Source organism: Marinomonas profundi (assembly GCF_020694005.1).
Lineage (GTDB): Bacteria > Pseudomonadota > Gammaproteobacteria > Pseudomonadales > Marinomonadaceae > Marinomonas > Marinomonas profundi.
The window spans coordinates 2,067,655-2,089,613 of sequence record NZ_CP073013.1 but is presented as its reverse complement, the minus strand read 5'-3'; the positions used below and the strand labels follow the sequence as shown (position 1 = coordinate 2,089,613).

At 46.4% G+C, this 21,959-nt stretch carries 21 protein-coding genes; 4 read left to right on the top strand and 17 right to left on the bottom strand.

Going from position 1 to position 21,959, the window contains the following annotated elements; genetic code table 11:
* From J8N69_RS09765 to J8N69_RS09750, 4 genes are all read right to left on the bottom strand, one after another.
* Positions 1-1,005: an aspartate carbamoyltransferase catalytic subunit gene (locus J8N69_RS09765; protein ID WP_168824152.1), complete on the bottom strand. Its 1,005-nt coding sequence runs from the start codon at positions 1,003-1,005 to the stop codon at positions 1-3.
* Positions 1,006-1,238: 233 nt separating this feature from the next.
* The gene (gene pyrR, locus J8N69_RS09760; protein WP_168824150.1) at positions 1,239-1,736 is read right to left on the bottom strand and encodes a bifunctional pyr operon transcriptional regulator/uracil phosphoribosyltransferase PyrR; all 498 of its coding nucleotides are present in this window, start codon (positions 1,734-1,736) and stop codon (positions 1,239-1,241) included.
* A gap of 104 nt (positions 1,737-1,840) precedes the next feature.
* The gene (gene ruvX / locus J8N69_RS09755) at positions 1,841-2,299 is read right to left on the bottom strand and encodes a Holliday junction resolvase RuvX (RefSeq protein WP_168824148.1); all 459 of its coding nucleotides are present in this window, start codon (positions 2,297-2,299) and stop codon (positions 1,841-1,843) included.
* Positions 2,299-2,871 (bottom strand): YqgE/AlgH family protein, encoded by a 573-nt coding sequence (locus J8N69_RS09750; protein ID WP_227803861.1) that lies wholly within the window; start codon positions 2,869-2,871, stop codon positions 2,299-2,301. The genes ruvX and J8N69_RS09750 overlap by 1 nt, the downstream gene beginning before the upstream one ends.
* Before the next feature lie 271 nt (positions 2,872-3,142).
* On the opposite strand from J8N69_RS09750, the gene J8N69_RS09745 reads away from it, so the two are divergent.
* Positions 3,143-3,298, top strand: coding sequence for a hypothetical protein (locus J8N69_RS09745; RefSeq protein ID WP_168824146.1), 156 nt, complete (start codon positions 3,143-3,145; stop codon positions 3,296-3,298).
* A 171-nt stretch (positions 3,299-3,469) separates the two neighbouring features.
* Positions 3,470-4,309, top strand: a complete 840-nt coding sequence (locus tag J8N69_RS09740; RefSeq protein WP_168824144.1) for an isopenicillin N synthase family oxygenase — start codon at positions 3,470-3,472, stop codon at positions 4,307-4,309.
* 123 nt (positions 4,310-4,432) lie between these two features.
* Here the strand turns inward: J8N69_RS09740 and J8N69_RS09735 are convergent, their stop codons facing one another.
* The 10 genes from J8N69_RS09735 to J8N69_RS09690 all read right to left on the bottom strand — a co-directional run bounded on the left by J8N69_RS09735 (position 4,433) and on the right by J8N69_RS09690 (position 16,479).
* On the bottom strand, positions 4,433-5,365 hold the full coding sequence (locus J8N69_RS09735; protein WP_168824142.1) for an AEC family transporter: 933 nt from the start codon (positions 5,363-5,365) through the stop codon (positions 4,433-4,435).
* 102 nt (positions 5,366-5,467) lie between these two features.
* The gene (locus tag J8N69_RS09730) at positions 5,468-7,054 is read right to left on the bottom strand and encodes an aldehyde dehydrogenase (NADP(+)) (RefSeq protein WP_168824140.1); all 1,587 of its coding nucleotides are present in this window, start codon (positions 7,052-7,054) and stop codon (positions 5,468-5,470) included.
* 56 nt (positions 7,055-7,110) lie between these two features.
* Positions 7,111-7,857 carry a FadR/GntR family transcriptional regulator gene (locus tag J8N69_RS09725; RefSeq protein ID WP_227803860.1) on the bottom strand — a complete coding sequence of 249 codons (747 nt, stop codon included), beginning with the start codon at positions 7,855-7,857 and terminating at the stop codon, positions 7,111-7,113.
* 69 nt (positions 7,858-7,926) lie between these two features.
* On the bottom strand, positions 7,927-9,252 hold the full coding sequence (locus J8N69_RS09720) for an enolase C-terminal domain-like protein (protein WP_168824136.1): 1,326 nt from the start codon (positions 9,250-9,252) through the stop codon (positions 7,927-7,929).
* 82 nt (positions 9,253-9,334) lie between these two features.
* On the bottom strand, positions 9,335-10,246 hold the full coding sequence (locus J8N69_RS09715; RefSeq protein ID WP_168824134.1) for a 5-dehydro-4-deoxyglucarate dehydratase: 912 nt from the start codon (positions 10,244-10,246) through the stop codon (positions 9,335-9,337).
* A 129-nt stretch (positions 10,247-10,375) separates the two neighbouring features.
* Positions 10,376-11,947, bottom strand: coding sequence for a galactarate dehydratase (garD, locus tag J8N69_RS09710; protein WP_168824132.1), 1,572 nt, complete (start codon positions 11,945-11,947; stop codon positions 10,376-10,378).
* Positions 11,944-13,446 carry a tripartite tricarboxylate transporter permease gene (locus J8N69_RS09705; protein WP_168824130.1) on the bottom strand — a complete coding sequence of 501 codons (1,503 nt, stop codon included), beginning with the start codon at positions 13,444-13,446 and terminating at the stop codon, positions 11,944-11,946. The genes garD and J8N69_RS09705 overlap by 4 nt, the downstream gene beginning before the upstream one ends.
* Positions 13,447-13,464: 18 nt before the next feature.
* Positions 13,465-13,902, bottom strand: coding sequence for a tripartite tricarboxylate transporter TctB family protein (locus tag J8N69_RS09700; protein WP_168824128.1), 438 nt, complete (start codon positions 13,900-13,902; stop codon positions 13,465-13,467).
* A 69-nt stretch (positions 13,903-13,971) separates the two neighbouring features.
* Positions 13,972-15,021, bottom strand: coding sequence for a type 2 periplasmic-binding domain-containing protein (locus tag J8N69_RS09695; protein ID WP_168824127.1), 1,050 nt, complete (start codon positions 15,019-15,021; stop codon positions 13,972-13,974).
* A gap of 246 nt (positions 15,022-15,267) precedes the next feature.
* Complete coding sequence (locus J8N69_RS09690) at positions 15,268-16,479, bottom strand: Gfo/Idh/MocA family protein (RefSeq protein ID WP_168824125.1); 1,212 nt, start codon at positions 16,477-16,479, stop codon at positions 15,268-15,270.
* A 108-nt stretch (positions 16,480-16,587) separates the two neighbouring features.
* Here J8N69_RS09690 and J8N69_RS09685 point away from each other — a divergent pair, with 108 nt between their 5' ends.
* Entirely contained in the window at positions 16,588-17,481 is an 894-nt protein-coding gene (locus J8N69_RS09685; RefSeq protein ID WP_168824124.1) for a LysR family transcriptional regulator, read from the top strand.
* Positions 17,482-17,571: 90 nt separating this feature from the next.
* Here the strand turns inward: J8N69_RS09685 and J8N69_RS09680 are convergent, their stop codons facing one another.
* A complete protein-coding gene (locus J8N69_RS09680; RefSeq protein WP_168824122.1) occupies positions 17,572-18,642 on the bottom strand; it encodes a TRAP transporter substrate-binding protein in 1,071 nt (356 codons plus the stop codon).
* A gap of 394 nt (positions 18,643-19,036) precedes the next feature.
* On the opposite strand from J8N69_RS09680, the gene J8N69_RS09675 reads away from it, so the two are divergent.
* Positions 19,037-19,774, top strand: a complete 738-nt coding sequence (locus tag J8N69_RS09675) for a GntR family transcriptional regulator (protein ID WP_168824120.1) — start codon at positions 19,037-19,039, stop codon at positions 19,772-19,774.
* 85 nt (positions 19,775-19,859) lie between these two features.
* Here J8N69_RS09675 and J8N69_RS09670 read toward each other — a convergent pair whose 3' ends face one another.
* Positions 19,860-20,612, bottom strand: a complete 753-nt coding sequence (locus J8N69_RS09670) for a TSUP family transporter (protein WP_168824118.1) — start codon at positions 20,610-20,612, stop codon at positions 19,860-19,862.
* Between the two features lie 60 nt (positions 20,613-20,672).
* Positions 20,673-21,959, bottom strand: a complete 1,287-nt coding sequence (locus J8N69_RS09665) for a TRAP transporter large permease (protein WP_168824115.1) — start codon at positions 21,957-21,959, stop codon at positions 20,673-20,675.

The following is a 21,959-nucleotide window of genomic DNA, read 5'->3' as shown; positions in this document are numbered from 1 at the left end:
CTATTTATCTTCCCCTGCCATTGGTGACTCATCGCACTGTAACTGCCCACTCATTGCCATAGACATCACCGCCATACGGATAGCAATGCCGTTCGTCACCTGATTCAAAATCACCGAGTGCTTTCCATCCGCCACTTCAGAAGAGATCTCCACACCACGATTAATTGGCCCTGGGTGCATCACAATCGCATCAGGCTTGGCCCACGCCAGAGTGTCTTCCGTTAACCCATATAAGCGATAAAATTCACTTTCACTGGGCAACAACGCGCCTTTCATGCGCTCTTTTTGAAGACGCAGCATGACAATCACATCAACGTCTTTTAGACCCGCTTCAAGATCATGGCAAATCGTCGCGCCCATTTCAGCAAAAAAGCTCGGCACAAGGGTTTTTGGCCCGACCAAACGCACCTCACTCACCCCCAATGTCGTCAACGCCTGCAATTGAGAGCGTGCAACACGAGAATGCATAATATCCCCGACAATGGCGACTTTTAACCCTTCAAAGCCGCCTTTATGGCGACGAATGGTCAGCATATCTAACATCGCCTGCGTTGGATGAGCGTGTCGACCATCCCCCGCATTAATAATCGCCACATTCGGTGTGCAATGCTCCGCAATAAAGTGCGCAGCACCACTATCTGAATGGCGCACAATAAACATATCGCTTTGCATCGCTTCGAGATTTTGTAAGGTGTCCAGTAACGATTCGCCTTTGGACGTCGCAGAGGTTTCAATGTTGAGGTTAATCACATCCGCCGACAAACGCTTTGCGGCTAATTCAAAGGTAGTGCGGGTTCGGGTGGAGTTTTCAAAAAACAAGTTCACCACGGTTTTTCCGCGAAGCAGAGGCACTTTTTTGACCGACTGCTCCCCCATAGATAAAAACGATTCTGCCCGATCAAGTATCTCGGTCAAAAGGGTTTTATCCAAGCCATCCAGCGTTAGAAAATGCTTAAGCTGCCCGTGTTCATTTAACTGTAATGCCCGAGGTTCGGATCGCATCATGGTTTGCTTTCCTCAAACTGCAAAGACGGTATCGTCTTTCTCTTACTTAATAGGACGTCTAGATAAGAAAATGCCCGGCGCTGAAAACGGCAACCGGGCACTAACGATATTAAACCGCCATTTCGCCAACGTTTTTTGACGAAATATCATTATCTTAACGGTTGCATTATTCATGTTATCCATACCGTAATTGTCGTACGTGTTTAACAAAAAATAAAGCATTGTTATGCATATTAATGAGTATCCATTATCGACACACTCAAGGGATCCGGCCCCACTAACTTAACCCTTTGATCAGGATTAAGGGTCAAACGCTGACCCACAATATCGGCCGCAATAGGCAGCTCATGTTGCCCAAGATCGTACAGAATCGCCAAGGTGATACTCGCCGGTCGACCAAAATCAAAGATTTCATTCATTGCCGCACGAATCGTACGTCCCGACATCAAAACATCGTCCACTAAAATAACATGCCGATCTTCGATCGCCGGCAAAGACGTTTGATTTACCTTAGGATTTAACCCCGCCATCGTAAAATCATCACGATAAAACGTAATGTCGAGCGTGGCCAATGCTTCATTTGTCGGCACCACAGACATCAACTGTTCAGCGACCCACACACCACCCGTGTGAATGCCGACAACAATAGCGTCTTCGATGTTTTTCTTTTCGCAATACGCCGACAGCTGTTCTTTCATTGACGCCAGCGGCCCTTCTAAATCTAGCTTCATTATTTCTTATACCTTGTTCTTGAATGTATTAAAGACCGTTGTTCGCTTAGTTCGCACGTCACTGACAAGCATCAAGGACTGACAAACATCAAGACTGACAAACATCAAGGAGAGTCTGCGAACCAGGTTTCTAGGATCATCTGTGCCGCCAAACCGTCTACCGAATTTTCTTTAAAGTTACGATTGCCGCCACGCGCAATAACTTGTCCTTTGGCTTCATAAGAAGACAAACGTTCGTCCATCATATGGTAAGGCAGGTTAAAGCGTCCATGCAGTCGTTTGGCAAACTTACGTGCGCGTTGACACATCTCATTTTCTAGGCCGTCCATATCCAATGGCAAGCCAACAACAAACGCATCGGGCTGCCACTCGTCGACCAGACGGGTAATCTCATCCCAATTAGGAACGCCGTCTTTTGCCTTAATCGGCGCCAATGGCTGTGCCGTCCCCGTTATACTTTGGCCAATCGCCACGCCAATACGCGTGGTGCCAAAATCAAAGCCCAATACTGAACAAGCAGTATTGGGCTCTACGTTATTATTCAAAGACGATATTACCGTCATTAACCATGTCCTATATCCGGTGAAAGTCTTGTCATATCAATTCCCAGCACACGCGTTGCGGCGGTAAATTGCATATCACTTGGCGTGTGAAATAATACGTCTAAATCCGCCTCACATACCAGCCAATCATTGTTCGCAATTTCAGTTTCAAGCTGTCCCGCATCCCAGCCAGCACACCCCAAGGTAATACGAAAGGCATTTGGACCGTTACCTTGAGCGATGTCTTCTAACGCCTCTAATGACGCCGATAAAGAGACCTCATCGGTAACATGCAGGGTTCGATCCCAAGACTTATCCGTCGTATGCAAAATAAAGCCTCGCTCGGCTTCCACCGGCCCACCAGTATAAATAGGTTCAGCAGCTAATGGTGGGCTGCAAATAGGCATACCAAGATGATTCGCTAATTCCGTAAAATCAACATTTGAGGGACGATTGATAATAATCCCCATGGCGCCCGCTTTCGTGTGTTCGCAAAGATAAATAACCGTGTGTTCAAAATGTGGGTCGTCTAGATGTGGCATAGAAATTAAAAAGTGATTTTTAAACGAATCGAAATATGCATTCATAGTCATGAGCCCTCTTTAATTGATGACAACGCAAGAATCGCGTTGATTATTTGAACTTAAGAAGTACTTAGATCTAAAAAGATAACACGCCAAAAAAGGCAAGGTAGACGGTATAGAAGAGCAAGAGAAGACGGTAAAAAAACATAACCGACTCCTGCAGTATAGAGCAAGCAGAGAATTAACCCACCCCCTAAGGCACAAATTTATTACGAAACTCCTTCAAAACACCGATTTCAAGCAGTAAACTTATCCTCATTCCACTCTTGAGCCAAATAACATGCCCATACGTTCTTCATACATGCTCACCACTGCATTGGCCAACGCCAAGACCGTTGGCGGCCTAGGTATGATGAATATGACCCACTGGTGGCAACATTACCAAGCCGAAACCGTTGATTTACGTTACTTTTTTCACAGTGGCTGGTCTTCTTAGCACGCTCTCATATCACCTTTTAAAAACAGCCATATAGCGCTATTTTTAAACCCTGCTCACAGTGATTAAACGAAACGCTCTTCAGTACTGAAATAGTGCACTAAAATACCGTACTGACGTGCCGTACCTTGAGACGAGACAGCCAACATAAGTTGGCCACAGGAAACCACCATGCAACTACAAGCCATTGATTACACTAGCCCTACGGCCCAACAAGACTTTGTCAAATCCCTACGTGAAACCGGTTTTGGCGTGCTTAAAAATCACCCAATAAAAAAACAATTGGTCAGCGCCATCTACCAAGAATGGCAAACCTTTTTTAACAGTGACTCAAAATACGATTACCGCTACAACAAGGGCACACAAGATGGTTTCTTTCCGCCTGATGTGTCTGAGACAGCAAAAGGCCATACCAAAAAAGACATCAAAGAATACTTCCATTACTACCCTTGGGGACAATGCCCGCAAGACAAAAAAGCCTTGCTAGAACAATACTATACGCAGGCCAACCAACTCGCGTCTGAACTGCTCACATGGGTCGAAAGCCACTCACCAGCGGACGTCGCAAAACATTATTCGCAAGCGCTTTCTAGTATGGTCGATGGCAGCGATCAAACCTTGCTGAGGGTGTTGCATTATCCACCCTTAAAAGGCGATGAAGAACTTGGCGCCATTCGAGCAGGCGCGCACGAAGACATCAATCTATTGACCATTCTGCCCTCTGCTAACGAACCCGGCTTGCAAGTAAAAGCCAAAGATGGCACCTGGATGGACGTACCTTGTGACTTTGGCACGCTCATCGTCAATATTGGCGACATGTTACAAGAAGCCTCTGGCGGCTACTTTCCCTCCACGTCACACCGAGTCATCAACCCAGAAGGCGCCGACAAAACCAAAGCACGCATTTCTTTGCCGCTATTCCTTCACCCCAAGCCCGAGGTCATATTGTCCGAACGCCACACAGCGAAAAGCTACCTACACGAACGGCTGGTTGAGCTAGGAGTAATCTAGTCTCGCACTTCTGATTTAGTCTCGCACCTCTGATTTAGTCTCGCACCTCTGAAAGAAGCTATACAAAAAAGCCGTCGTTGACAGCAACGGCGGCTTTTTTAAACGCTCAATCAAGGCTCAATGTCAGCCCGTAAAGGCAATAATAATAGGAATACCCACCACAATAATCACCGAAGAAAATAAGGTGGTAATCGCAATGGAATTTGCCGTCGAACGACCATCATCGCCTTTCGCCACCGCGGTGACATAAGCCGAGGCCGCCGTCGGTGCGGCTAAGAATAGAAACAAAAACAACAACTCTTTCTGACTGAATCCCAAAACATAACCCAGCGCCGTAAATAAAATCGGGCTTAGCGCCACTTTACAGACAAGCGCCATAGAAAAATGTTTAGGCAACGAAAAACCACTGGTCGCTAGCGCCCCGCCAATACAAATCAACGCCAAAGGCAAAGACAAACCGCCAATCAAGGCCCCCGTTTTCATCACAAAAATGGGCAACGTCAACCCAACAGCGTGCCCCAAAACGCCCAAAACAATACCGAGTATTAACGGGTTTTTCAATAAACTCTTTAACACAGAAACCAGTTGCAGCTTACCATGGCTATAACGGGTCAAAATCACTTCTGCCAACACATTAAATAAGAAAACGCTCAACCCAGACATAACACCGCCAATCGCGACGCCCTCTTTGCCAAACATGTTCACCACCAAGGCCACACTAAAAATACCGCAATTACCCCTGAATGCGACCTGAACAAAGACACCACGTTGCGACTCAGGCAAATTCAAACGCACTGCCAACCACCAAGCAAGCAAAAACGTCAGCACAATAGCGGCAATAAAATACACCGCCAAATTAACACTGATCAAACCGCTAAGATCGTTTTCCAACATCCCGAAAAAAAACAACGCGGGCATAGAAACCATAAAGACAAAACGCGAGCTGACGAGAATAAAACCGTCATTGATTAGTTGAACTCGTCGCAGCAAAGCCCCCATCGCAATCATTAATAAAACCGGTGCTGCCACATCCAAAATCACACTTTGCGTATCCAATAGAGTGAACTCCCTAAAAATCCCCTAAAAAAAACACCCTAAAAGCCAACTTGGCTAATAGAGTGCTCTGTTTACAAGTCGTAAAAAAATTGCAGCGCTAGTCTATACCAATTTACCATCAACTAATTGAGGAATATTCAAGGGATTTTTATCTTGAATAGCCGCTGGAATCAATGCACTAGGGAAATCCTGATAACACACTGGACGCAAGAAGCGCTCTATCGCCGCGCTACCGACAGACGTTGAACGGCTGTCCGATGTAGCAGGGAAAGGCCCACCATGCACCATGGAATAACAGACTTCCACCCCAGTTGGATAACCATTACACAAGATTCGACCGACTTTACGCTCTAATGTTGGCAACAGGCCACGAACCGCTTCCACATCTGCCTCTAACATCTGAACCGTTGCAGTCAATTGACCTTCTAAGTGCTCAGCCACCGCTTTGTATTCGTCCAATGTATCGCATTCGATCAACAGAGAAGTGGAGCCAAACACTTCGTCTTCCATCGATGCATCCGCCAAGAAAGTCTTGGCGCTGGTCGCAAAAACATGTGGGCAACACTGGTTTGGTTGGTCGCTTTGCTGACCTTTCGCCAACAAAACCGCAGCAGAATTACCATTCAATTTCGCCACGCCATCGCAGTAAGCCTGGTAAATACCCGGCGTCAACATGGTTTGCGTACCCAAAGCTTGGACTTCGCTAGTCACCGTCGCCTTGAAAGTCTCAGCCGCGTCACCTTTTAACAGCACCACCAAACCTGGGCTAGTGCAAAATTGCCCAGCGCCCATGGTGAGCGAGCCAACAAAGCCTTTTGCCACCGCTTGTGCATCGACCTGCAGTTTTTCTGGCATCACAAACACAGGGTTAATGCTGCTCATTTCCGCGTAAACCGGAATCGGTTCAGGACGATTCGCGGCGATAGACATTAACGCCATACCACCACTGCGAGAACCGGTAAAACCAACCGCCTTAATAGCAGGATGCGCAACAAGCGCGCTGCCGATTTCACGACCAGAACCATAAAGCAAAGAAAAAACGCCAGCAGGAAGGCCGCATTTTTTAACCGCCGCCGTAATAGCGCGACCAACCAATTCAGAGGTTCCTGGATGAGCAGAATGTGCTTTTACAATAACAGGGCAACCCGCCGCCAAAGCCGACGCCGTATCGCCACCCGCCACGGAGAAAGCCAATGGGAAGTTACTCGCACCAAACACCGCCACTGGGCCCAATGGAATCTTTTGGAAACGCAAATCAGCACGAGGTAAAGGCGCACGATCTGGCATAGCAGGATCAATACGAGCGTCGGTGGCTTTGCCTAAACGCACCACATTAGCAAACAACTTAAGCTGTCCCATGGTACGACCACGCTCACCTTCGATACGTGCTTTTGGCAAGCCACTTTCTAGCACCGCACGTTCAACCAGCGCGTCGCCCAAGGCTAAAATTTCATCGGCGATGCATTCAAGAAAAGCAGCACGCTGTTCAACACTAAGCGCTCGATATTGATCAAATGCCTGCCACGCCGCACCCGCCGCCTGTTCAACGTTCGCTTTTGTGCCACCAAGATACGCTGGCGCAAGCGTTTCATTGGTAGCAGGGTTGATGGCGTGAATGGCCTGTTGCGTGCCAAGAATGTCTTGTCCAGCCACTAATAAAGTGCCTTTCAAAAGCTCGTTCGTATTCATGTTTGTCCCCAATTTTTTGTAATAAAACCGCAGTGAGCAACACCCAGCCTAGAGAATTACTCTAGGTCAAACTTGTTATCACTTTGGTAGCGTTCGTACAGATGATAGGCGCGATACAAATGGTTGTGCATGGCCTGCTTTGCGCCTTCTGCATCTTGGTTTTTAATACAATTAAGTATGGCAAGATGCTCTGATCGAATGCGACGCAAATACTCATCGGTTGCAACTTGTTTCAAGTTGGTATTGATTAATTTTGCTCTGGGGATAACGTTTTTATTAAACTGCTCATAGAACTGTTTAAGGAAAGGGTTACGAGTCGCCGTACAAATGGCCAAGTGAAAAGCGTAGTCTTCTTTTCGCGCCAGCTCGCCACGGCTCAGTGCCTCGTCAAACTCGTTAAAATGCTTCTCAAGTAGGACCACATCCTCTTCTGAGCGACGCACAGCGGCTAACTCACAAGCGGTTGTTTCCACACTCAAACGCATTTCTAGAATATGTAGAATATCGGTAATCGCGGTGGGGTCAATCTGATAAGCAAACAGCGTTTCACTCGATTGAGCTCGAATAACACTGGTGCCCACGCCGCGCTTTGTTTCGACCAAGCCCAGCGATTTGAGCTGCATAATGGCCTCTCGGATAACAGTACGGCTCACCCCAAATAGATCACATAAGGCGTTTTCTGTGGGCAACTTGTCACCCACAGCAATGTGACCAGCCGAAATTTGCTTTTCAAGCTGTTTTGCCACATTGCTGGCCAAACTATCGCCTTTGCCAACTCGCTCTATTTGTAGTGATTTTGCCACTGTTTTTCCCCCATCCATATCTAATATACGCCGTCTATTCTAAAACCCTGAACATTACCCCAGTGCTATCTATCTAACAAGCGCTGGTTTCTTTGCATCAAAGGTCCAACCGGGAATAAGGAACTGCATCGCCAAGCTGTCGTCACGCTGACCGAGAGTTAACGTTTTATAAAGCGCATGCGCTTGCATGAGTTTTTCGCGATCCAATTCAATGCCTAAGCCCGGCGTCGTTGGCACCGTAATTTTGCCGCCACGAATTTCCAATGGCGCTTTGGTGATGCGTTGTCCATCTTGCCAAATCCAATGGGTATCAATCGCCGTGACTTCTCCAGGGCAAGCGGCCGCAACGTGCGTCATCATCGCCAAGGAAATATCGAAATGATTGTTACTGTGAGAGCCCCATGTCATGCCCCACTCGTTGCACAGCTCGCCAACCGCCACCGCGCCTTGCATGGTCCAAAAATGGCAATCCGCTAGCGGAATATCCACCGCATCAAGACGTACAGCGTTTTTCAGTTGTTTCCAATCGGTTGCTATCATGTTGGTCGCGGTTTTTAGACCCGTTCGACGTTTGAATTCGGACATGGTTTCACGACCCGACCAAGCGCCTTCTTGCCCACAAGGGTCTTCTGCGTAGCTCAACATGTGTTTCACTGGTGTGAGGTATTCAACCGCTTGATCAAGCGTCCAAGCGCCATTCGGATCCAGCGTTAAACGCGCATCTGGGAAAGCCTCATACAAGGCCGCAATGCATTCGGCCTCTTGATGGCCATCCAACACGCCGCCTTTTAATTTGAAATCTTTAAAACCATAACGCTCATAGGCCGCTTTCGCTAAGGTAACAATGGATTCCGGTGTTACCGCTTCTAATCCGCGCACACGATCCCATTCATCCACAGGATTATCATAAGCTGGGTAAGGTAAATTGGTTTTGCTGCGATCACCAAGGAAGAATAAGTAACCGAGCACTTCAACGTCGTCGCGTTGCTTACCGTATTGACCTAATAAATCGGCCACAGGCAAGCCCATATTTTGACCCGCTAAGTCTAACAAAGCCGACTCAATCGCCGTAATAACATGCACCGCGGTTCTTAGATCAAACGTTTGATTACCGCGTACATCGTCCGATTTACCCGCCGTAGCATGACGAACCTCACTGATAATGCTTTTCCATTTTCCGACGTTTTTGCCTTCTACCAGAGCACGGCACTCTTCGAGTGTGGAAATGATTTTATCTGTCGCTGGCACTTCACCTAAGCCGATATTGCCATCGCTATCTTCTAGCACCACCACAGTACGAATAAACCACGGCGCATGTCCGCCACTGAGGTTTAATAAAAAACTGTCATGACCAGCAACAGGAATAACCTGCATCTTTTTTATCGTTGTGAACATAATGCGAGTCTCTGCCTTGTTAAAAAATGGAAAAATCAGACCATCCGGCCTGACCTTCCCTAAGGAGCTATACGTTAAAAAGTTATGCGTTTTTCTTAATGATCGCTTCTAATTCCGCCACTTCGCCCGCGGTGGGCATAGTAAGTGGCGCGCGAACATTACCCGCACTGTGACCCATCAACGCAGCACCGGCTTTAATAAGGCTCACCGCGTACCCTTTTTTGCGATCACGCAAACGGCAAAACGGGATAAAGAAATCTTTAATAATCGCGGTAACAACCGCCTTATCACCTTCGCGTAAGGCTTTGTAAAACTTATTCGCCATCTCCGGCATAAAGTTAAACACAGCGGAAGAATAGGTATTCACACCAATCGACAAATAGGCTTCAGCAAAAATTTCTGCGGTTGGCACACCACCAATGTACACCAAACGGTCACCAACGGTTTTAACCGTATCGTTCAGCGCGGCAATATCGCCTACGCCGTCTTTCAATGCGACCATATTGGGGTTGGCCGCTGCCAAGGCTTTCACGCTTTCTGCGGTCAAAACACCGTTACCACGGTTGTAATAAATAAACTGTGTTTTGCTTGATGCCATGATTTGGCTCGCGTATTCCACAATGCCGTCTTCTGGGCATTCGGTCAGGAAAGGCGGCATCAATAAAATACCATCACAGCCCGCGGCATCGGCGATCGCGACAAATGTCTTCGCGTCAGACACACTGCGACCCGCCGAGGCAATAACTGGCACGCGGCCTTTGACGGTAGCAACAGATAATTCAACAATTTGACGATAATCGTCTTCGTCGAGAGAGAAAAACTCCCCCGTGCCACCGGCAACAAAAATAGCCGATACACCGTGCTCAATAAAAGACTCTATGCGCTGGCGGAAGGTTTCAGCATTAAATTTACCATTCGCATCAAAATCTGTAATAGGAAAGGACAAGAGTCCGTCACTCAACGCCGATCTCATTTGCTCAACCGAAAAAGCCATGTTTTTTTCCTCTTTTATTATATTAACAACACCTTCCCCTAGTGGAAGATTATTCACTCTATTTGTAATACATCATACAACTAAACATACTAATTACAAGTCAAATTTCACTCTTATCCTCTTCTCGACTCAGGTCACAGGCGCTGGATTAAACAACACAAGATCATTGTGCAAGCCAAGACGATCAGCCGCCACTTGCTTGCGACCACTGGCCACATCCAAAATAAGCTGAAACAATTCCCAACCCGCTTCTTCTAAAGTGATTTCCTTGGTTGCCATGCGCCCAGCATCCATGTCGATCAAGTCATGCCAACGATTGCCTAATGAACTGTTGGTCGACACTTTAATCACCGGCGCGACTTCTAGGCCATAAGGCGTGCCTCGACCTGTGGTAAACACTTGCACATTCATCCCAGAAGCAAACTGCAAAGTACCGCAAATAAAGTCGCTGGCTGGCGTCGCAGCGAAATTCAAACCACGCTTACGAATACGTTCCCCCGGGCTTAATACATCAACAATTGGGCTGTTACCGGACTTCGTAATCGACCCCAATGACTTCTCTACAATGTTATTCAAACCGCCTTTTTTATTACCCGGCGTAGTGTTCGCGCTGCGATCAGCCTGACCTTGGTTCAGGTAATCGTCGTACCACTGCATTTCACGCAGCAAGGCCTTGCCTACTTCGACGGTTTCCGCGCGGGGAGTTAATAAATGAATGGCGTCGCGCACTTCAGTGACTTCTGAAAACATCACCGAACCACCCGCCCGCACGATTAAATCCGAGGCATAACCCACCGCGGGATTCGCGGTAATACCAGAGAAAGCATCACTGCCACCACACTGCATACCGACAACCAGCTCTGAAATCGGGCAAGGCTCACGACGGCGCACATTAAGGCGCTTAAGGTGATCTTCGGCCATGTCCATAATGTGATCGACCATATCTTGAAAGCCGTGATGAGATTCGTCTTGTAAACTCACCACGCTGTCTTCAAGTCGTTTCGCCGCCGCAGAATTAGGCAGAATATTGACCGCTTGCGAATCATCAATCTCCAATAAACGATGGGGCTGTAATTTTTCACAACCCAAGCCGATCACCATGATTTCGCCACCAAAATTGGGGTTCTTTGCCATGTTCTGTAGCGTCCGAATCGGCACAATCGCACCCGGCGCATTAATCGCCACACCGCACCCATAAGAATGATTGAGCGCCACCACGCCATCAACATTCGGGTATTTGGGCAACAAGGTTTGCTTGATCAGCTTAACTACATAATCGGTAACACCCGCGACACACTGCACACTGGTACTGATTCCCAAAAGGTTTTTCGTGCCCGCCGAGCCATCGGCATTTTTATAACCGTCAAAGCTATACCCTTCTAATGGCTCAAATTTAGGTTTCTCACGGGTCGCCAATGGCAGCTCATCAAGATTCGGCGGCGTCGGCATACGCACCACCTGCTCCGACACCCAACAACCAGCCTCAAGATCTTTATTCGCATAACCAATCACTTCGTTATAACGAATGATCTTTTCGCCTGCTTTTATCGGCTGCAAAGACACCTTATGACCTTGCGGCACCGCCTCGTTTAACACCAGACCGTTATCCAGCTCGGCACCCGCTGGCGCACCACCTTGATTCAAAATAATAGCGACGTTGTCGTTATCATGAATTTTGATTAACACATACGATGAACTCATTCTGCAGACTCCGAATGTTGCTTACTTTTCTTGTGTATCATGAAGGACACCACAATAGACAAGACGATCAATCCCCAAAGGACCATGGCAATCGGGCTCTTGGTAAACAGTACAGAATACTCGCCGTAAGACTCTAAGCTCTTCACAAAGTAGACTTCTGCACTGCCGCCCAAAATAAAACCAATCACTAAAGGCGCGACCTCAATGCCAATTTTTGTAAAAATCCAGCCCGCGACACCAAAAATAAACAAAGTCCATACATCGAACATAATGCCGTAGTTAATAGCGTACGCACCCACGGTACACATCATTACGATGATGGGATAAAGGATAAATTTAGGGATCAACACGACTCTGGCGATGTACCGAATGGCGTAGAACATCACTACAAACATCACAATATTGGCGAACATCAACGCCGTTATCATGGAGTACCATGTATCGATATTTTCACCGATAAACAAGGGCCCGACTTGCAAACCTTGCAAGGTAAAAGCGCCAATCAATACTGCCGTGGTGCTGTCTCCAGGAATTCCCAATGACAACAATGGAATCAGCGCGCCACCCGTCAAACCATTATTGGCAGACTCGGACGCTATCACACCTTCCGGTTCGCCTGTACCCATTTTTTGCGGTTGTTTTGAGAGGTTTTTTTGCTGGGTATACGCCAAAATCGACGCAGCACTACCACCGATCCCCGGCAACATCCCAATAAAAGTACCAATCGATGAGGAACGTAATAGATTGCCAATTTGGCCTTTGAAAACAGTAACGCGAAATGGCTTACCTTTTGACAAATTGACTTTGTCTTCATGAGACGATTCTTTTGCGCCCTTTTCTGCCTCTTCGATGATGGTCGATATTCCAAACAAACCGATCAGTACCGGCAACAAGGAAAAACCAAACGCGAGATAAGGCTCCATAAAAGGCAGCATCAATCGATATTCGCCATTACCGCCGTCGGAGACATCGTAAGTGCCAATTAAACTGAGTAAAACCCCTAATAAACCGCTAAACACCCCCATGACAATATTCTTCGACAAAGAAGCAATGACCGTCAAAGCAAAGAAAATCATTAAGAATTTTTCAACATAGGAAAACTTAATGGCAAAATCCGCCAACACAGGCGCAAAGAAAAACAACACCAAGGCACTAAAAATACCGCCAACCAAAGACGCGACGATACAAATTTTTAAGGCGCGCTCAGCCTCCCCACGCTGCGCCATGGGGTAACCATCAAAGGTAGTGGTGATAGAAGAAGGCGTTCCAGGAATATTCAGCAATATTGCGGGCACCAAGCCACCAGAAATACCGCCAACATACAAACCCAACAACAAAGCCAAGCCTTCTTGCAAGCCCAGCGTATAAGTCAGCGGTAAACACACCGCGACAGCCATGGTTGCTGTCATACCTGGGATAGCACCAAAAATAATACCAATAATCGCCCCAGCGGCGGCTAACAAGAAAAAGGCCGGTGAGAGTAATTCTAAAAACTCCATAACATTTACTCCTGATAGCTAGGGCATCGAGACAAGAAAAAGATGATAAAGTACGCCCCATACAAAAGTAGGCGCAACCACAGCATTGATCACAATGATAGTCACGTTACGACGTGTCCTTTCATGGCAATAAAGTATCGACATGAGAAACACAAACGGAATCGATGCCAACAAAAAGCCCAAGCCCATATTTGGCAATACACCGCCTATCGCATCCATCGACCAGAAATAAGCAGGAATCAGCACCAGCGTCACTAGCAAGCGAAAGAAATCCGCATTGCGAACAAAAAACTGATAGCGCCCAGAACGAATCGCTTGCATAACAGAGCGAAAATTAGCTAGGACAATAACGCCACCCAACACCACCAGCAGCGTAATAATGATACGAGGAAAGAATTGGTGAGACAGATCAAAATCGATCGACACCGAATTCAACGATATAAACCAGTCAAACATATTAACCCTCACAAGCGAGATACCATAGCGTCGTAGGCAGTAAATACCTACGACGCAAACCTAAGAAGACTACTTTTGCAAGCTATTGATAATCTTCGCGTAGCTGTCACTCTTCGCTTGAAAGTGCTGTTGCGCTTCGGCAGACTTGCGGAAGTTTGGAATGAAAAACGATCTTTTGAGGGTTTCTTGTACTTCACCATCGGCAAACACTTCTGCCAATGCGTTGTCTAAGAATTTAACAACTTCAGGCGACATACGCTTGTTGTATAAAAAGTAAAACTCTTTATCGAAGGTAAAGTCACTGTCGGCATCCATCGGAATATTCACCCCAAGACCAGACGCATATTGCATCAACTGATCACGTGAGGTTTCACCCATACCTTTAGGATTTGCTTGGCCAATAGTAGACGCTTTTGCCGTTAACCATACAAAATCCATGGCTTTTTGATCGTCAGCGGGTAAACGTGTGTATTGTTCGTTCGCTTGTACACTACCGTTAATCACATCGGCTAAACCATCGAACAAAGCTTGGTTTTTATCAGATTGAGAGCCAGTATTAAGGGCGACCAAGTTGTCTTCTTGACCTGGATACGCTAAACGCACCGCGTTTTTCATCGCCGTATAACCGATCTCAGACACACCACCTGGCTGAATCGCCACTCGCACGGTTTTGCCATTGCCAGCGGCATTAAGAATTTCATCCATGTTTTTGTAAGGCGATTCTTTTGAAACTAGGTAGCCATTACCTGGGTTGATGGCAAAAGACGGCCCAATATTCCACTTTTTGAAAGGATCTTCATAACCTTTTTGCCCATATAAATAACCAAGGTAAGCTTGGTCATGAAAAATCATCAAGGTATTACCACTTGGCACTCGTCCAAGCGCTTGATAACCCGCTGAAAAACCGACCGCATCCACTTTAATGTTGGTATCGATTTTTTTGGCTAAGGCTTCGGCAATAATCGATGACACCTGATAAGTATCACCCCCCGTCGATGTCGAGCCAATAACCACACGGATATTACCTCGAATAGGGTTCTCCGCTGCATAAGCCGCCGCTGGAGCCAAAGCACATGCCGCAGCCATTAGAATTGTCGAACTCTGAAACAATTTTTTCATAACCGTATTCCTATCGTTGTTTTTATATGTAGGACACATTTTTAACCCCCTGCACAGAGGCTAAATACATCATACATCATACATCACACCTTTCAACAAAAAAATAACGCCATTCTTTTTAACCTTAAAAGACAATCTATACACTAAAAAATCAACGTAAACCGCTTTCGCCAGCTTATATTTTAGGTAAAAAAAAGCCCAAACCTTGAAATAGGTTTGGGCTTTTTGTGTCGGGCTTATCCCGTTTTATAGGTCAATCCCTTTGGATTTAAGCAGTTCAGCGACTTCGATAATTTTTCCGGTTTTTACCGATTCCTCAGCAGCACAACCTACTACAACAGACCAGAAACCTTCTTCGACTGTTGCGCTGTTAGTTTGCTTACCCGCCATTTGATCCGCAAAGGCAATGTGTTCGAACCAGGTTGCACCGTTGTGACCAGAGGCCTCAATCAATTTTGGGTAGCTTGGTTGCGAGGTTTTAGATGGACGATTCTGACCGCAGAAGACCTCCATCTCGGTACGCAGACGCGCATTTTCACTAAAGTCTTCGATTTCAGCGGCTTTCACGCGGCCTTCGTCACCGCACACCAAGAGTTCTTCATGGAACATAGGCGCAAACATGCAAAGGTTGAAACCCGCGCGAACGCCGTTTTCATATTCAACCGTCACAAAAGCGCTATCCAGAATATCGGATTTTTCACCTTTGAATTCGAAATCACGGAAGTTGGTAGATTGAGAGCCGTTGGCATAAACACGCACAGGACGAGACTGCGCAAACAAGTTCATCAAATCAAAGTAGTGACAACATTTTTCCACCAGCGTACCGCCAGAGAATTTAGAGAATTTATTCCACTGATTGACCTTATCAAGGAACGGAATGCGGTGCTCCATGATATTAATCATTTTCACCTCACCGACCGCTTTGCGCTCTAGTACTTCATGAATCGCTTCGGAATAGATGGATTTATAGCGATATTGCAAACCGATCTGCAAAACAGCGCCGTACTCTTTCGCCATTTTGGTAATTTCGTAGGCATCTTCCAGCTTGGTCGCCATCGGCTTTTCCATGAAGATATGCTTGCCCGATTTGATCGCCACTTTTAGTACATCGAGATGAGTGAAGTTAGGTGTGCAAATTAAAATACCGTCCACTTCTGGATCATTACAGGCTGCTTCTAAAGTGTCGTAGACTTTAAAATCTTCATCGGTAATTTTAGCAAATTCTTCTTTCGCGACTTTAACGCTGCGCTCGTTGAGATCGAACACACCATGAATAGCAGAGCGACCCACACGAGTAGCCACGCGCATGTGCTCCATACCTATCATGCCGCAACCAATTAAGTTGACACGAAACTGCGCTGGCTCTTTAGCGAAGAAGTGACGCTCTTCTTCATTGATGTAATGAAACGCGGGGCCTGTGTAGCTAAATAGTTGTCCGTCGATTTTTTCTCTGCTCATGATGTCTCACCTAAACTCATTTAGAATTATTTTGTAGGACTAAGATAGGAAAAGCGCATCGTTATGTCTAATATATGTTAATCACATACTTAATATGAAAAAGATATCATGCGCTTTCGAAAATTGAATTATTTTATTACCGTGGCGGAAGAGCTGCATTTTGGGCGTGCGGCAGCTCGATTACATATTGCCCAGCCGCCACTGTCGCAACAAATCAAAGCCATTGAAGATGAACTGGGGGCCGTACTTTTTGAGCGCAGCAGCCAAAAGGTGTCTTTGACGCCTGCAGGAGAAGCGCTTTTGCCTCAAGCAAGGGCGCTTTTACAGAACTGGGAAAAGATCCAAGAGCAAGTTCGCAGTGTTGCCAATGGCACCGCAGGCACTATGTCACTCGGTTTTGTTTGGGCGGCGGGTACACCGCATTTTTCCAAAGGCATCGCGCAGTTTAAACAAGACAATCATGGCGTGACACTCAATCTGGAAGAAATGACCACAACCCATGCGTTGGATGCCTTAAGAACAGAGAAAATCGACTTAGCAATGATCTTTCTCAATCCCTTAATAGACGTCACAGACTTAGAGCACCAAGACTATGAGACACAAAAACACCTTCTCGCTTTGCCTGAAAATCATCCACTCGCACAAAAAGACAGTGTGCCTTTAAGTGATTTACACCAGCTGCCGTTTATTTCGTTTGCTCGGCAAGCCCATCCGTCTTTATACGATCAGATCATGCATCACCTACACGTGGCGGGCGTCGAACCCAACATTGTACAAGTCGCTCGATTAACGCAAACAACTCGAACCCTAGTGGCGGCGGGTGTGGGTATTGCCCTGGTTCCTGAATCTACGCAATTTGATCAACGAGAAGGCTTAACCTATCGCCCTATTGATGGGGCTTTACCAGAGCTTGCGATTCATTTTGTCTGGCGTAAAAACAACTTAACGCCATTGATGGAAAGGCTGATCGCCCACCTACAAGCGCAAGTGCCGAATCAATAAGGCTTGGCATATATCTAACAGGCAAAAAAAAGCCAGTGCAAGCACTGGCCCAACGGAAAATCGCCGTTCAGAAGGAGGATTAGCAATACATTAATTTTGCGCAGTATAAGAGTTGTTGATTGACGCTTCGCAGGACTTCACCGCACTTTCTGTCACTTCTACCCATTTCGCGCCATATTCATTTACGAACCAGTCACGAACCGGTTTCGCGGCTTCTTGGAACTGAGCTTTCTCATCGGCGGTTGGCGCATAAACGGTGCCACCAGAGGCTTTAAATTCGTTATACGCGTCGATCTGACGACGTTTAGGCATCACGGTTGTCACTTCACGTAGCGCATCAAAACCATCCATCATAATGTGTTGAAGATCGTCTGGCATGCCTTTCAGTGAATCATTATTCATCCACCACATAGACGCCATATAACCGTGACCATCCAACGTCATATATTTAATGTGTTCGTTAAACTTCATCCCCATAATATCGGTAATACCGTTTTTCGTGCCTTCCACCAAACCGGTTGCCAATGAGGTATAGACTTCTGGCCAAGGCACGGCGGTTGGGCTGCCACCCATGGCTTTTACCAGTTCCATTTGGATAGGGGAATTAATGGTACGGATTTTCAAACCTTTCACATCAGCAGGGGTTTTAATCAATTTATCCGTTGTCGCGAAATTACGCCAACCGCCCGTATTACCAATGGTCATCAGACGCATAGAACCAGTGCGATCTAACAGCTCTTTACGGATGGGACCAACCAGCATTTCATTATCTAGCGCACACTCTGCAACACGGTCGGTGGGAAAAATATACGGAATGTCTAACGCTTGAATTTCTGGAAACACATTGGCCAAACCACCCGTCGTGGTATTAAACACCTGAATCAAATTGGCTTGCAGAGCTTCAATGCATTCTGTTGGGTTACCACATAACTGACCGCCAGAATAAATATTTACCTGAATACGTCCATTGGACTGCGCTTCAACATAGTCTTTCAGCACCACTGCACCGTCGTAATCTTCATCACTGGTATTGGAAAGATGCACAATATTGAACTCATAATCGGCAGCCAATGCTGGCATAGCAGCAAGCGACAAACTCGCCGCCATGAGTGTTGGCACAAAAGCAGCAGTGGTTTTTTTTAGTAAATCGTTTCTTTTCATTTCGAAGGCTCCGTTTTTTATTTTTGGATCTCGTATTTTTATTCTTGCATCACGTAAGCGGTAAACAAGCCAACAGACTATTTATTCACTGGTCGCCATCTTATTAACGGATTGCTGATAGTAAATAAGTCATTATCTTGTTATAACTTGTTTTATATCTTATATAAGACATAAAGTGCAAGAAAAGAACAGATTTTTTTATTACAGTAAGAGATATTTACACGACGTCACGAGCGAAGCCAAGACGAGGCAAAAATAGACGAAAAAGCAGAGTTTATGGGTTATAAATGAGTATTTCGAGTCTATTTTTAACAAAGTATTGGCAAGCACAGTAGTCGTGCAAAAAATCTCATTTACTTATTCTAAGAGCAACAAACTCAAAGCAGGTCAAGCCATGACAGACAAAGCACCGCAGCCATCACCTATCTTCAAACCTCTGTATAAACAAGTTCAAGAGCTGATTACCGAGAGAATTATTGAAGGTATTTGGAAGCCCGGTGAAATGTTGCCAAGTGAGTTCCAACTGGCGGATTTACTGGGTGTTAGCCAAGGAACCGTTCGAAAAGCACTCAACGCCCTCACCGAAGACAACGTGTTATTTCGTCGCCAAGGCGTTGGCACTTTTGTATCAGAGCATACATTGCAAAAAATGCTGTTCCACTTTTTCCATTTCAAAAGTGATAACGGCGACATCCCTGAGCTGCCTAATGCTCAATTACTCGAAATACGATTAATCACACCAGACACCCACCTGCGTGCGCTCTTCGGCAACTCAAGCAACGAGAAAGTCATTGAAATTCATCGTGTTCGTTCCATCAACAACACGGCTTGTATACGGGAACTTATCTACCTCCCTCAAGGTTATTTTGTTGACTTAGAAAAAGAAGAAAAACTGCCTCACTCCCTTTATCACTACTATCAACAACGCTTTAACATTACCGTTCACAAGGCCACGGACAGATTAAAAGCCGTATTGGCCAACGAACAAGATCAGGCGATATTAAACATTGCTTCAGGACAGCCCTTGCTAGAAGTCAGCCGCACCGCTCGATCATTAGATGGCCGTACCGTCGAACATCGAATCAGCCGCGCCAACAGCCAAGACCTACATTATCTTGTCGAACTGAATTAACGGACTTTCTAAATTAACGAACAAAAAAAGAGCGCCTGACAACAAGGTCAACGCGCTCCCTTTTCTGTTTACTGAGAGCTTCTATCTAAAATCCCTGCCACATCAAGCTAACGCCAGACAGTAGCAACAAGCTAAACGCCACAAACCGCATCGCTCGGCCCGAAATAGGCAATGGAAACTTTCTCGCCACTAACGTCGCTACAACAACCACAGGAAAACCAAGCGCACATAACAACCAAGTCTCGACATCAACGCCTTGCGTCATGCTGACCGATCCCACGCGCAGGGCGGCTGTGCAACAAAATATCCCTAATAGCGTTGCACGTATCCTGGCCTGATCATCTGGCTGGCGGTACATCATGAAGGTAATAGGCGGACCAAAGGTTGCAAACATCCCCCCCATTACCCCACCTATTACACCACTGACTGCAAAGGCGCCAGCTGAGGATTCTTTTCTCACCCTATGAGCCTGCAGCATCATCAGCAAACTACTGACCACGATACACAAACCTAAGCTAAATTTTAGCCAGCCTAACGCGTTCTCGCCAAGGTAACCAAGCAACCATACGCCAAGAAAAATGGCTGGCAGACAAGGCAAGATAAAACCCCAAAACGCACGTCGATTTATCTTTCGCCAATGTCCGCCATAAAGCCCAATACCAGCATTAATAAGGCTTAACACACTCACTGCAAAGGCCGTGACTTCAATAGGCGCTAAACCTAATGCCGACACACTGCTCACGACAATCAACCCAAAGGCGAAACCTGTGGTCGCTTGAATGTAACTGCCGAGAGCAAAAAACAATAATAAAAGCAGGCTTGAACTATCCATAAGCATAAAAGCCTCCCTCATTTTTTGTGCACTTAACTCTATCGAAAACTATTTTTTTGCCGTCCATCAGGAAGCAAAACCCAGTAAACGAGGCAAGGTCATCGTCAATGCTGGGATATAGGTAATCAATAAAATAACAAAGATATGCACCGCCAAATACGGCAGCATTTCTCGGCTAATGGTCTCCACTCGCTCCCCACTCACACTCGAGGCAACAAACAGCACCAAGCCCATGGGCGGCGTCGTCAAACCTATGGTTAAGTTCACACACATCACGATGGCAAAATGCAGTGGATCAATACCAAATTGCGTGACTATCGGACCAAGAATAGGGCCAAGAATCAAAATCGCAGGACCTGCGTCTAAGAACATGCCGACAAACAACAGCAGCAGGTTAATAATCAACAGCAATAACAACGGATTCTCCGTTAATGTCACCATAATATTGGCTATTTTTTGTGGCGCACCGGACAAACTGATCACCGATGAAAAAGCCACCGCACTACCGACAAGAAACAAAATCACCGCGGACGATTTCGCTGTGGCATAAAACAAACTAGGCAAGTTGCTTACTGTCATGGTTTTCGACATCAAACTAACAACCAAGGCATACGCTGCTGCAACCGCCGCCGCTTCGGTTGGCGTAAACACCCCAGACAAAATTCCCCCAAGCAAAATAACCGGCGTTAGCAAAGGCCAAAACGCGTGTTTAACTGCCGTGCCACGCTCTTTCCATGTGGCTTTTTCAGAGGCCACTTTATAGCCACGACGACGCGCCAAGAACCACGTCATCACCATCAAACTAACACCGACCAAAATGCCCGGAACAATACCGGCAGCAAACAAGCCACCAACCGACACGTTCATCACAAACGCATACAAAATCATGATGCCACTGGGTGGAATAATCGGCCCAATCACCGAAGACGCCGCTGTCACCGCCGCCGCAAAACGACGCGAATAACCGTTCTTTTCCATTGCGGGAATCAGCATTTTCCCCAGCGCCGAACAATCCGCCACCGCCGAACCACTAAGACCGGCAAACAACATGGAAGATAAAATATTGATCTGTGCCAAACCGCCACGCAAATGGCCAATAAAGGCTTGGCTTACCTGAACAAGTGACAAGGTAATACCGCTGCGGTTCATTACCTCGCCCGCCAACATAAAAAACGGAATCGCCATCAAAGGGAAGCTATCAATACCGTTGTACAAACGCTGCGTGAGCAAGAGATAAAACATCTCCTTGCCTTCTAAAAATAGACTCAAACCCGGCGCAAACAGTAAAGCGAACGCCACAGGCATGCCCAAAAACATCACAGAAAGCAAAATCCAGAAAAATGAAATACCCAT